General features: G+C 48.9%; 12 protein-coding genes. 5 read left to right on the top strand and 7 right to left on the bottom strand.

Going from position 1 to position 13,161, the window contains the following annotated elements; translation table 11 throughout:
- Position 1: 1 nt before the first annotated feature.
- Positions 2–325, top strand: a complete 324-nt coding sequence (locus tag ACF8PK_RS05100; RefSeq protein ID WP_004725431.1) for a putative signal transducing protein — start codon at positions 2–4, stop codon at positions 323–325.
- Positions 326–366: 41 nt separating this feature from the next.
- On the opposite strand, the gene ACF8PK_RS05095 is transcribed toward ACF8PK_RS05100, so the two are convergent.
- The 5 genes from ACF8PK_RS05095 to topA form a co-directional block, all read right to left on the bottom strand.
- Entirely contained in the window at positions 367–1,176 is an 810-nt protein-coding gene (locus ACF8PK_RS05095; RefSeq protein WP_014204903.1) for an alpha/beta fold hydrolase, read from the bottom strand.
- A gap of 145 nt (positions 1,177–1,321) precedes the next feature.
- Positions 1,322–2,776: a glycogen synthase GlgA gene (gene glgA, locus ACF8PK_RS05090; protein WP_158141415.1), complete on the bottom strand. Its 1,455-nt coding sequence runs from the start codon at positions 2,774–2,776 to the stop codon at positions 1,322–1,324.
- Position 2,777: 1 nt separating this feature from the next.
- Complete coding sequence (gene glgC / locus ACF8PK_RS05085; protein ID WP_392440360.1) at positions 2,778–3,995, bottom strand: glucose-1-phosphate adenylyltransferase; 1,218 nt, start codon at positions 3,993–3,995, stop codon at positions 2,778–2,780.
- A 350-nt stretch (positions 3,996–4,345) separates the two neighbouring features.
- Positions 4,346–6,013: a GGDEF domain-containing protein gene (locus ACF8PK_RS05080; protein ID WP_392440358.1), complete on the bottom strand. Its 1,668-nt coding sequence runs from the start codon at positions 6,011–6,013 to the stop codon at positions 4,346–4,348.
- 176 nt (positions 6,014–6,189) lie between these two features.
- On the bottom strand, positions 6,190–8,820 hold the full coding sequence (gene topA / locus ACF8PK_RS05075) for a type I DNA topoisomerase (RefSeq protein WP_392440356.1): 2,631 nt from the start codon (positions 8,818–8,820) through the stop codon (positions 6,190–6,192).
- 339 nt (positions 8,821–9,159) lie between these two features.
- Between topA and ACF8PK_RS05070 the strand changes: the two genes are divergently transcribed.
- Complete coding sequence (locus tag ACF8PK_RS05070; protein WP_004725420.1) at positions 9,160–9,408, top strand: YciN family protein; 249 nt, start codon at positions 9,160–9,162, stop codon at positions 9,406–9,408.
- A 36-nt stretch (positions 9,409–9,444) separates the two neighbouring features.
- On the opposite strand, the gene aroA is transcribed toward ACF8PK_RS05070, so the two are convergent.
- Positions 9,445–10,725 carry a 3-phosphoshikimate 1-carboxyvinyltransferase gene (gene aroA, locus ACF8PK_RS05065; RefSeq protein ID WP_004725419.1) on the bottom strand — a complete coding sequence of 427 codons (1,281 nt, stop codon included), beginning with the start codon at positions 10,723–10,725 and terminating at the stop codon, positions 9,445–9,447.
- 170 nt (positions 10,726–10,895) lie between these two features.
- Positions 10,896–11,351: a glycine zipper 2TM domain-containing protein gene (locus ACF8PK_RS05060; protein WP_004725417.1), complete on the bottom strand. Its 456-nt coding sequence runs from the start codon at positions 11,349–11,351 to the stop codon at positions 10,896–10,898.
- Positions 11,352–11,417: 66 nt separating this feature from the next.
- On the opposite strand from ACF8PK_RS05060, the gene aat reads away from it, so the two are divergent.
- From aat to infA, 3 genes are all read left to right on the top strand, one after another.
- A complete protein-coding gene (aat, locus tag ACF8PK_RS05055; RefSeq protein WP_143678879.1) occupies positions 11,418–12,146 on the top strand; it encodes a leucyl/phenylalanyl-tRNA--protein transferase in 729 nt (242 codons plus the stop codon).
- Positions 12,147–12,148: 2 nt separating this feature from the next.
- A complete protein-coding gene (locus ACF8PK_RS05050; protein ID WP_004725413.1) occupies positions 12,149–12,850 on the top strand; it encodes an arginyltransferase in 702 nt (233 codons plus the stop codon).
- Between the two features lie 81 nt (positions 12,851–12,931).
- On the top strand, positions 12,932–13,150 hold the full coding sequence (infA, locus tag ACF8PK_RS05045) for a translation initiation factor IF-1 (RefSeq protein WP_004725411.1): 219 nt from the start codon (positions 12,932–12,934) through the stop codon (positions 13,148–13,150).
- Positions 13,151–13,161 lie beyond the last annotated feature (11 nt).

The following is a 13,161-nucleotide window of genomic DNA, read 5'->3' as shown; positions in this document are numbered from 1 at the left end:
GATGAAGATTTACATTGCTCACAATCCCACTGACGCGCATCTGTTGTGTGAACTGCTCAAACAGGCGCACATTCAGTGTGAAGTGCGGGGTGAAGGATTATTTGGTCTGCGGGGAGAATTGCCCCTGAGTGAGGATACCGAGCCATATATCTGGCTACTAGATGAAGCCCAATATGCCAAAGCGCAAGCCATCATTGCGGATTATCAACGTCCACTCAGTGCGCAAGACACGCAGCCTTGGCGCTGCACGTACTGCGGAGAGGTCAACGAAGGGCAGTTTGCCATCTGCTGGCAATGTGGCCATATCGACGATCCCGCGGAATGAGCAATGACGACGCGGTATGAAAAACTCGCGGCAAAGCCGTGTCAATGCGCTGACGGGCGAGCTTGTTGCTGAATGAACTGAATCGACACCTGATTAAAAAGCTCTGGCTGTTCCACGTTGCACACGTGGCCGCAGTTCGGAATTTCATGTAGTTCACTTTGGCGATGCGCCGCGACCATCTCTTTGACCGGTTGAATAAACATGTAGTCCCGCTCCCCCATCAAATACAACGTTGGGATCGCCAGCTCGCGGTCTTTAAAATAGCGCATCAACGGGTTCACTTCAGCCGTGAGTGTGAACCAGCGTTTAAACTCTTTCTGACACAGGTTCTTCGCTTCACGAATAAACAGATGTCGAGATTCTTTTTGGCTACGTTGTGGCATCACAATGTAAGCAAATAGCCGGTAGAGCCACATATAAGGAATGATGTGTTTACTCAGATGGCCGAGTTTCACCAGCACCTGAGAGCGCACATTGAGCCGAGTCACAGCCCCACCCAAAACCATAGAACGCACGCGCCCCGCCGCCATTTCGGCCACATTGCGCACGATGATGGTGCCCAGCGACATGCCGACAAAATGCGCCGATTGAATCTTAAGATGATCCAGCACGCGCAATACATCAAGAGTGACTGTTTGGAAGGTGTAGCGATTGGCCATCAGATCTTTAAACAACTCACCCGAACGTCCGTGCCCGCGCAAGTCAATCAACAGCAAATTAAAATGCTGACGATACGCTTTGATCTGCTTGAACCAGATGGAGGAACTCCCTCCGGCACCATGCACAAACACCACCCATTCTGGGCTGGTCGGATGCAAGAACGTTTTGTGAAACAGCAAACTGTGAGTCATGAACACCACTGAAGATGCGAGTTGTTAACGGCGCAAAGACTACCACAAAGCGCCTCCTCAATTGCACAGGAGATGTAAAAATCTGTTTGGTGGATCGTTTACGTCGCTAAAAAAACAGAGCGCCGAGGCGCTCTGTTGTGTGTCGTTAGTCAAAAATCGCCAGCCGATACATCTTGATATAATCAAGGGCCGATTCTTTCCAACTGAAATCTTTCTGCATCGCGCGCTGCTGCACTTTTACCATTTCATCGGGATGTTGCAGATAAAACAGCAAAGCGCGTTGCATGGTGATAAGCAGCGCTTCAGGGGATGGTTCTTGGAAACCGAATCCGGTGGCTTCGTTGGGATACTTATCGTAATCCAGCACCGTATCTTTTAATCCCCCCACTTCACGCACAATCGGCAACGTGCCATAGGCCATGCTATAGATCTGATTCAAACCACACGCTTCAAACTCGGAAGGCATGAGGAAGAAATCAGAACCCGCTTCGACTAAGTGTGCAAAGCGATTGCTGTATGCTTCAACGAAAGCAAACTTGTCAGCATGCGCCGCAGCGATCTTGTGCAGTTTCGCTGCCACTTCTGGCTCGCCAGTGCCGACGATCACCAGTTGCACGTCGTTGCGCAAGAAGTGTTCTAAAATCGGCAGAATGTAATGGAAGCCTTTTTGATGGGTCAGGCGACACACCATGCCAAACAGCGGGACATCGCGTTTAGGCAGTTGTAACTCGTCTTGCAAGGCCGTTTTGCTCGCCATCTTTCCCTGCTTGAGCGACGTTGCATCGTCAGAGTAAGTTGCCGGCAAGTAACGGTCCGTTTTCGGATTCCACTCGGTGTAGTCACATCCATTAATGATGCCGTGCAGATCGCGCGCTCGTCGAACAAAATCGTCCACCAACCCATGAGAGCCCAATGGCGTTAATAGTTCCGAGGCATAGTTCGGGCTCACCGCATTGATTTTATCGGCGAACGCGATACCGGCGCGCAGCATGCTAATGTGATCGTGGCCATACTGTAGAAACTCCATCCCAGACAAGTTGAGTTCTGGGATCACGTCCAACTGGTGGTACGAGAAAATCCCTTTGAACATGGCATTATGGATAGTGATAACGCTCTTCACACCATCAAAGTAAGGATCTTCGCGGTAACGTGTTTTGAGCAGAAATGGGACTAAGCCCGTGTGCCAGTCGTTGGCATGAATGATGTCCGGCTTGATGTTTAATTTTGGCAACACATCAAGGCAAGCGGCCGAGAAGAAACCAAAACGTTCACCGTTGTCTGGGTACGCTTGGTTACTTTCTGCGTACAGTTCGGGACGATCAAAATACGGATCACAGTCAATCAAATAGACTGGAACGCCATCTAAGTCGCGCTGGCGAACTTGATAACGAATATGGGGCCAGTGAGTCAGTTCCGTTTCCAGAATCACAGGAGCAGCATCTTTATCTGCAATGGAACGATAACCAGGTAGCACAAGGGCTACCTGATGACCAAGTTCAACTAGCGCTTTTGGCAGAGCCTTGGCGACATCCGCCAAGCCCCCGCTTTTTACTAGTCCTTCAGCTTCTGAAACGACAAACCAAACATTAAGATGTTCAATGTTAGAATCCAACTTTTGTTCCTTTTGCTATGACAACGATGCCTTCGTCGGACACATGGAATCGTTGTCTGTCTAGTTCTAGATCTTCGCCGATGATGGTACCCGCGGCGATTTCAACATTCTTGTCGATAATAGCGCGTTTAATTGTGCATCCTGCACCAATTTTCACATCACCCAAGATAACAGATTCACTAATGTAAGTGCCAGCAGCAATGTTACTGCGGTATCCGAGAACAGACTTATAAATTTTTGCGCCCTGAATGTAGCTACCACCCGAGATCAGGCTATCTGTCACCGTGACTTTTTTGTCTTCGACATCGATAAATGTCGCGGGTGGCAATGGTGGGTAGTAGGTGTGCAGCGGCCAACTGCGGTTATACAAAGAAAATGGCGGCTCTTTTTCCAACAAGTCCATGTGCGCGGCCCAGTACGATTCAATCGTACCGACATCACGCCAGTAGCATGAGTCTTTCTCTCCCTTGATCTTGTTGGTCGAAAAGTCATAAACGTACACGCCACCTTCGAGGAACATCTTTGGAATGATGTCCTTACCGAAATCGTGGCTGGAACCTTCTTTGACCGCATCCGCGCGCAGTTCATCACACAGGGTCTCGGTTTCAAAGATGTAGTTCCCCATCGAGACCAACGCCCATTCTGGGTCGCCTGGAATTGATTTCGGGTTCTTCGGTTTCTCTTCAAAGCCGATCATACGACCTTCATCGTCCACTTCGATGACGCCGAATTGAGATGCCTGTGACAAAGGCATACGCAATGCAGATACGGTTAAACGCGCCTCTTTCTGACGGTGATAATCAAGCATCTGACGAATATCCATCTTGTAGATATGATCCGAACCAAAAATACACACTTGGTCCGATTCAGACGTCTCGATAAATCTCAGGTTCTGGTAGATGGCATCTGCGGTGCCTTCATACCAACGTTTACCGTCACGCATTTGAGCAGGAATAGAATCAATGAAACGGTCACGAATGCCAGAGACATTCCAACCTTTTTTCATGTGGATATATAGGGACTGGGATTTAAACTGAGTCAACACATAGATACGCATTAGATCAGCATTCACAAAGTTATTCAGCGCGAAATCGATCAGTCGATAGCTTCCGCCAAAAGGAACAGCCGGCTTGGTTCTGGATGCTGTCAGTGGCATCAGTCTAGAGCCTTCGCCGCCAGCCAAAATCATTCCTAATACACCAGTCATTATTGTTCTCCATTATGTGTTATTTCATTCGCCACAGTGAGGGTTGGGGGGAGTGGCAATACTTATCCTAAGTCGCTGGTCGCAGCATGCATGCAGCAAGCACAAAGTTCGTACCGAAAGTGCAACCAGTTGGCTATTACTTTATCCAAACCGTGTAGGAATACAATTTCAGAATCAGCATTCTCTAATGGAATTGCGCATTACCTTTCCAACTCCTAATCCCGCTCACAAAACAAGGATTTCGTTGCACATAAATCCCAACAATTCCTTCACGGTTTTTGCTCAAAAAATTGAGAAAACCATCAACATAGTAGTAACTGAATGTGACAAAAAATGGCTGATGTTGCATTTTATGCGGCGCCTGTACTTTCCGAGCGCCAAATGTGAATATTTTGTCGTGCGTCTTGCTTGGCAAAATAGAGTGCACTGTCAGCTTTCGCGAGTACGTCATTGATGTCGTTTTCATTCGAAACCAATGTGCCACCAACCGATAGCGGTACAATGAGGGATGTGTTGATCGCGGGAATATGCACCGGAACCTCACACTGCTTGCACAGCCGTTCCGCGAGTGATTGCAAACTTTGCGCACTGTCGTTTCGCACCAAAATTTGAAATTCGTTGTCTCCCCACCGGCACGCGGCGTCATATTCCCGAATATTGAGTTGAATGATGTTAACCACATGATGCAGAACAGACTCTGCGGCTTCGCGCCCGAGCGAACTTTGGATGGATTGAAACTGGCCAACTTCCACCCACAACAAGCCAAACACGCGACACTCTCGCCGACAACGAGCCAATTCCGCCCGCAATTCGGTATCCATGCCTCGTCGGTTCAACAGTTGTGTAAGCGGATCCACGGTGGACAATCGGTTCAAGGCTAACGTCCGCTCCGCAACCTGCGTTTCCACCTGTTGCTTCGCTTCAAACACCATGCGGTGACAATGCTCCGTCATGGTCATGATTTGCCTAATTTCGCTCGTCGACTGGCGGGAAACCAGCGGCAACTGGCTGGAAGCTTGTGATTGGACAAAGCCGAACATTTTTCGATGAATACGCCGAATGGGATGTATAAACACCGTATCCATGGTGAACGCCCATAGGAAACTCATGCCCCAAATGATGGCCATCAACAACCAATAAAACGCATTCAAGTGCTGAAGAACGGGCATGTGCTTCGCCTGCAGAATATTGAGTTCGAACCAATCCAGCTCAGGCAGGTAATTGAGTGCAACCAACGATGATGCGTCGTCATGATGCATCAAAATGGATAACGGCTCCTGCCCTGCTCGCTGCCGCTGCATCATCACGTTGACCTGATTCCAGTCCAATTCACGCGGCTGTGACATCTTCACTGAGGCAGGTGAAGATGCGTCATCTGCATGCGACGTCAGCAACGGTTGTCCATCAGCATTCAGTAGCAACGTCAACACGCCTTGTGTCTGTGACTCGGCGGGCGGCAAAGGCAAATCACGAAGATTCGTCTCGGTTTCGACAAACCCTAAGATTTGCTGATTGGCGATCATGAGCGTACGTACTTGTAACCAAGGTTCACGGCCATCATCGGGGTGCAGAATAGAGACCGAGGTTGTCTCATCAAGTTGGCGCTGTCCATTAACCGTGGGTGCCAAGGCCGCGTACTGAAAGTCGATCACATCGCTGACGGATGCGGTCTCAATGGGGGCGTTCACATCCAGGACCAAATGCAGGCGCGTTTCGCCCATCGTTGTGCGGTAGCGACGCAAGATGTCTGAAACACGGTGCTGCAACGACATATCGGCACTGTTCTGTATCCACATGTGCAACGTGGGTTCGTTTGACAAGCGCCGCGTCAACATAACTTGATGCAAAATGGGCTGAAGCGCTTTCTGGCTGTCGTAACGAGCCAGCATGCCCGCCGCTTGTCTGAGCCATTCATTTTCAACCTGATGCAGAAGATAACGCGCGGCGCACGTTCCCGCCACGCTGATACACAACGCCAACATGAGGTTGATGGAATAAATGCGCATCCTTAGTTTCATACCCAGCCATTCATGCTTATTGATGATTCAGAAAGACAGCTGTTGGTACTTTCTCAAAAAATTAAAATGAGAAATATCACTTAAAAGTTGCGTTTTGATCAGAGAGAGATCTGGATCATGGTTTTGGGGCGATAAAAAAGGCAGCCCTTCGGCTGCCTTTGATGCGAAAACGAGGTTTACTTCGCTTTTTTGCGTTTGTCTGTGATGTCCCAGTGGCCATCGTTGTAAAGCGCCGTCCAACCGGATGGTTTGCCATCCGTTTCCGTACGAACGTAGTGCTCTTTACTCTTACGGCTAAAGCGAACCACCGCTTTCAGACCATCAGGATCTTGCGCAGGCGCATCGGCCAAATATTGGTATTTTTCTGGCAGGCGATCTTTGTATTTCGCCAACTCTTCCACCAATGGCGCGCGAGTTTCACGCGATTTAGGGAAGTTGCTCGCTGCAAGGAACAAACCCGAAGCACCATCACGCAGTACAAAGTACGCATCTGAGTTTTCACACGGCAATTCAGGGAAATGCACGGGATCTTCTTTTGGTGGCGCAACTTCGCCGTTACGAAGAATCTTACGTGTGTTCTTACAGGTTTCGCTGGTACAGTCCATGTATTTACCGAAGCGACCGTTTTTCAGCACCATGTCTGAACCACATTTGTCACACTCGACAACCGGACCATCGTAGCCTTTTACTTTGAACTCGCCTTGCTCAACGATGTAGCCTTCACAGTTCGGGTTGTTACCACAAACGTGCAGTTTACGCTTATCGTCAATCAGGTACGCGTCCATTGCCGTTTCACAGATAGGGCAACGTTTCTTCGCGCGCAGCGCTGCGGTTTCAACGTCCTCTTCCAGCACGTTGATAATGCCATCTTCATCACCCAAGTTGATGGTGGTTTTACAACGCTCTTTCGGTGGCAACGCATACCCTGAACAGCCAAGGAACACACCAGTTGAAGCCGTGCGAATCCCCATTGGGCGTGAGCACGTCGGACACAAAATATTGGTCATCACGATATGGTTCGGTTTCATACCGCCGTGATCTTCATCTTGCTCAGCTGTTTCAAGGTTGTGGCTGAAATCTTCAAAGAAGTTATCCAGCACGCCTTTCCAGCTGGTTTCACCTTCGGCAATTTGGTCCAGTTTCTGTTCCATACGCGCGGTGAAGTCGTAGTTCATGAGATCTTCGAAGCTGTCATCAAGACGGTCTGTCACGATTTCGCCCATCTTTTCAGCGTAGAAACGACGCTGATCCACCTTCACATAACCGCGGTCTTGAATGGTGGAAATGATAGATGCGTAAGTCGACGGACGACCGATACCGCGTTTCTCCAGTTCTTTAACCAGTGCCGCTTCCGTATAACGTGCGGGCGGCTTGGTAAAGTGCTGTTTTGGATCCAACTTCTCAAGTGACAGTGTCTCACCCACTTCAACCACTGGCAGGATCTGATCTTCGTTCTTACCCAGTGGGCGCTGAACACGTGTCCAACCATCAAACTTCAGGATACGACCTTTCGCTTTCAGGGTGTATTCCGCAGCTTTCACGCTCACCGTGGTTGAATCGTATTTTGCAGGCGTCATTTGACACGACACAAATTGATTCCAAATCAGGGCATACAGTTTGTGCGCGTCAGCTTCCATACCTTCCAAGGCATCGGCTTTCACCGCCACATCAGATGGACGAATCGCTTCGTGCGCCTCTTGCGCCCCTTCTTTGCTGCCGTACACGTTTGGTTTAGCTGGCAGGTAAGCCTCACCGAATTCGCTCGTAATGTACTGACGAACCGCATCAACGGCTTCAGAACTGAGGTTGGTCGAGTCGGTACGCATGTAGGTAATGTAACCAGCTTCGTACAGACGTTGCGCCAACATCATGGTTTTCTTCACACCGTAACCTAAGCGGGTACTTGCCGCTTGTTGCAGTGTCGAGGTAATAAATGGGGCCGAAGGCTTGCTGCTGGTTGGCTTATCTTCGCGTTTGCACACTTCATAAGCCGCTTTTTGCAGCACAGACATGGCAGCCATTGCTTCTGCTTCATTCGAAGGTTTGAATGCAACGCCATCTTTCTGTGCCACCAACAGGCGGAAATCTTCTTTGCTCGGTGTTTTGGTGTCTGCGTGGATATCCCAGAATTCTTCCGGCACAAACGCTTTGATTTCGCGCTCACGTTCTACCAGTAGTTTCACGGCAACCGACTGAACACGACCAGCCGACAGACCACGAGCCACTTTTTTCCACAACAGTGGTGACACCATAAAGCCCACCACGCGGTCCATGAAACGACGCGCTTGCTGAGCATTCACGCCATCCATGTTCAGCTCACCAGGTTGTTGGAAAGCTTGTTGGATCGCGTTTTTGGTAATTTCGTTAAACACAACACGTTTATATCGCTCTTCATCGCCGCCGATGATCTCACGAAGGTGCCAAGCGATGGCTTCTCCCTCGCGGTCCAAGTCGGTTGCGAGATAAACGCTGTCTGCGTCTTTCGCTAGTTTCTGTAGTTCGGCAACGACCTTTTCTTTCCCCGGTAGGATTTGATAATTCGCTTCCCAACCGTGATAAGGGTCGACACCCATTTTTTTGATCAGTGCAGCCTTGTCTTTCTCTTTCTTTAAGCGCGCTTTTTCTTCCACACTTAAATTCTTAGTTGACGTAGGTGCTGCTTTTTTCGTAGTCGTACTGCTCTGACCGGCAGTAGGCAGATCGCGGACGTGACCGACACTAGACTTCACAATAAAGTCTTTGCCAAGATATTTGTTGATTGTTTTGGCCTTGGCTGGCGACTCCACTATAACGAGTGATTTACCCATAATTTGACTCAAATGTCCTTAATCACTATGCGAACAGTCGTCGCATTGACGTTCTAAAATATTGCTTCTTTTTTTACTATCGAGCCGAACAAAGAGAAGATCAACTTGTTTTTTTAAAAAACCATTTATTTGCTCGACAATTGGACGAAAGCGTATTGGTGCATCGAAAACCCGCACATACTAAAGTGACATTGCGGAAGGCGCGACTGCAAACGAGTGAAATATGGAACAAATCACAGTTTGATCATCAACAAGAATGTGACTTTATCTGTTTTTGATCATGGTTTTTGCGTGTCACAGTCCTAAACTGTGGGCAGTTCAACCCTGAGGAGATCTACTATGAGCGATAAGACAAGCATCAGCGAATTTGATTTACTGCTGATCGCCAACCAACTGATTCAGGAGCATGAAAACTACATGGACGGCATGCGTGCAGACAGTGTGGAAGAGAAAGACGGCGTCCTGGTGTTTAAAGGCAACTACTTTCTCGATGAAAAAGGGCTGCCAACACCAAAAACCACGGCGGTGTTCAATATGTTCAAATATCTCGCCCATCAGCTTTCAAAAGAGTTTACGCTGCAAAAATAATAAAAGCCTCTTTATGAGGCTTTTATTTCAATCACTTTAATGACTCAGTTGTGCAAACTTATCAAAGTAATCTGGGAACGTTTTTGACGTACACTTCGGATCATTGATGGTCACTGGGGTATCGCTCAACGCAACGAGCGAGAAGCACATGGCCATGCGGTGATCGTCATACGTGTCAATCGCTGCGTGAATCAACTTTTGAGGTGGCGTGATGATGATGTAATCCTCACCCTCTTCTACCGTCGCACCCACTTTACGTAGCTCAGTTGCCATCGCCGCCAAACGATCTGTCTCTTTCACACGCCAGTTATACACATTGCGAATGGCGGTGGTGCCGTTGGCAAACAGCGCGGCCGTGGCAATGGTCATCGCCGCATCCGGAATGTGGTTGAAATCCAAATCAACCGCATTGAGTTCGCCGCGGCGAGCAATGACGTAATCTTCGCCCCACTCAATGTGCGCGCCCATTTTTTCCAGCGCTTCTGCAAACTGAATGTCACCTTGAATGCTGTTTTTCCCAATACCGGTCACTTTCACCTGACCGCCCTTGATGGCCGCTGCCGCGAGGAAATAAGACGCCGAAGAGGCATCCCCTTCAACCAGAAAGTTACCAGGCGATACATAAGACTGACCCGCCGGAATCACAAATTCTTGGTAATCGTTGTTGATCACCTGAACGCCGAACTGTTCCATGATGTGTAACGTGATATCAATGTACGGTTTGGAAACCAATTCACCATCAATTTGAATGGTCACTTTACCTTTGGCCAGAGGCGCAGACATCAAAAATGCCGTTAAGAATTGGCTAGAAATCGACCCATCGATCGTCACGGTGCCAGATTCAAGCCCAGTGCCGGTGATGCGTAATGGTGGGTAGTTTTCATTTTCGAGATATTCGATTTGCGCGCCAGCTTGACGCAGCGCGTCGACCAAATGGCCAATCGGACGCTCTTTCATACGTGGTTCACCGGTTAAGATGAACTCGCCTTCGCCTAAACAGAGCGCCGCCGCCAGTGGGCGCATCGCGGTGCCTGCATTGCCGAGGAACAGCTCTTGAAGTTCAGACACGGTAAACGGCTTACCCAGTCCTTCCACTTCACATTCAGTTTTATCTTCTGACAGGCGATACACCACGCCCAGCTTGCTCAGCGCATTCAACATGTGGCGAATATCGTCACTGTCGAGTAGATTGGTCAGACGAGTCGTACCTTTGGCGAGTGCCGCAAGTAATAAAGCGCGGTTTGATACACTTTTAGAACCCGGAAGGTTCACTTCTCCGTCAATTTTTGAAATGGGTTGTAACGTGAGGCTTTCCATTAAAGTTGTGTTCCTTGCACCGCCACTATTCCTGTTTTTATTTAGGGCAGTGAAAATTCTTCGTAACCGCAGACTAACCAAATTCCCAAAGGAGCGCCAGTGCTAATCTGCGGTTTAAAATGAAATTCTTGCAAGGCCCACGCAGCCAGCAAAATTGCATGTTGTAAGGGTTATAATTCCTTATCAACGCGGACGCCATCATTAAAATAGAGAATACGAACGCGATCGCCTGGGCTAAATAACATGTGACGATCGACATCTTGAATCACATCGATTAACTTGCCGTCGGCGGTTTTAATCAGAACTTCCACCAAGCGATATTCGACCTGATAACTTTGATTGGCGTTGGCACGCGCCACACCTGCGCCAGCCACCGCGCCAATGGCAGTGGCGACCTCTCGGCCATGACCATCACCAAACTGGTTGCCAATCAAGCCGCCTACAACGGCACCAAGTAAAGTTTCCCAACCGTTTGCTTTGGAGTGCACCATGTCTTGCTGAGAGATGTAGCGAACGGTTTCAATTTGACCAAACACCACGTCGTTCACCGGGCGCGCTTGATTTCGCTGATAGGCAGCATTGGCAAACAGAGGAAAAATCAATAAGATCCATAACCAGCGTTTCATGTTTATCTCCTTTAAGGGATGACTGTTATTGGGACAATGTTGAGCGACTAGGAAACCGATCACGCAATGGCGATATATCTCACCGAACTGGCGTTGGAACATTTTGATTTTCCGTCGCCCTACTCCGCACTCAAAGAACCTAATGGTTTACTGGCCTTTGGCGGGGACCTGAATCCAAAGCGCATCTACCAGGGTTACCAACAGGGCATCTTCCCGTGGTTTGGCCCCGGTGAACCCATTTTATGGTGGAGCCCGTCGCCAAGAGCCGTGTTTGATCCTAAGACCTTCATACCGGCAAAAAGTGTGAAAAAATTTCAGCGCAAGCATCAATATACCGTCAGTATTAATCATGCCACGACGGATGTCATCGAAATGTGCGCCGCGGTGCGTTCACCACAAGAGACATGGCTGAATGAGCCGATGCGCCAGGCTTACGGGCAATTGGCTCGCGAAGGCAAATGCCATTCCGTGGAGGTGTGGCAACACGACACCTTGGTGGGTGGGCTGTACGGCATTGAAGTGGGTCAGTTATTTTGTGGCGAATCGATGTTTAGTACCGCGACCAACGCCTCTAAAATCGCCCTGTGGTATTTTTGCCACCATTTCAGCACCCATCAGGGCAAACTGATTGACTGCCAAGTGATGAACCCACACCTTAAATCATTGGGCGCTAAGGAATTATCCCGCGACAACTTTATGCAATCGTTGCTATCTTTAAAAGAACAGCATGTCACAGAACGTTGTTTTCAACCCCAGTGGCTCTCGTGCCCCGTTGAAACATCTGCTGAGGAGTAATTATGAGTTCCGATCTGCAACAGATTCGTATTGGTCTCACCAACAACCACCCGTGCAGCTACCTTAAAGACCGCATGGAGCGCGTGGCAGTGGCCATCGACACTCAGATGCAAACCCCCGAGAACTATGAAATTTTGCTGGCGAACGGGTTTCGTCGTAGCGGCGACACCATCTATAAGCCCCATTGCGATACGTGCAGCGCATGCGAAGCGCTCCGCGTTTCCGTGGCTGACTTTACGCCCTCAAAAAGCCAAAAACGCCTGCTGAATAAGACGCGGGACGATGTGCGTTGGGAGCTCAAAGAGACCATGGATAGCGAGTGGTTCGCACTCTACGCCCGTTATATCAAAGCCCGTCATCGCGATGGCAGCATGTACCCGCCTCGTAAAGATGAGTTTGATAAATTTGCCCATTCGCTGTGGTTAGAGACCCGTTATCTTCATATTTATCAGAACGATAAGTTAATTGCCGTTGCCATTACTGACTTCATGCCCCATTGCGCCAGCGCGTTCTATACTTTCTTTGATCCTGATCTGACCTTGTCCATCGGGACCTTAGGGGTTCTCATTCAGTTGGAACTGTGTCGCCAGATGAACAAACAGTGGCTTTATTTGGGATATCAAATCGATGAATGCCCTGCAATGAACTACAAAGTGCGCTTCCAACCTCATCAAAGGCTAGTAAATCAGCGTTGGCAAGGGTAGAATACGCCCCAACTTTACTTATTGATCGATTAACGGCAGAATGCGACCGTTAATTTTTGCCTAATTTCTAAAGAGGATTAAATGGCTAAAGAAGACGTAATTGAGATGCAAGGTACTGTCCTTGATACTCTTCCAAACACAATGTTCCGTGTTGAGCTAGAAAACGGTCACACAGTGACAGCTCACATCTCTGGTAAAATGCGTAAGAACTACATCCGTATCCTTACTGGTGACAAAGTGACTGTTGAGATGACTCCGTACGACCTGACTAAAGGCCGCATCGTCTTCCGTGCTCGTTAATCACTGATTTT

This window comes from Vibrio sp. CJQ_6 (assembly GCF_043106745.1).
Lineage (GTDB): Bacteria > Pseudomonadota > Gammaproteobacteria > Enterobacterales > Vibrionaceae > Vibrio > Vibrio furnissii.
This window is presented reverse-complemented; position numbering and strand designations above follow the sequence as displayed.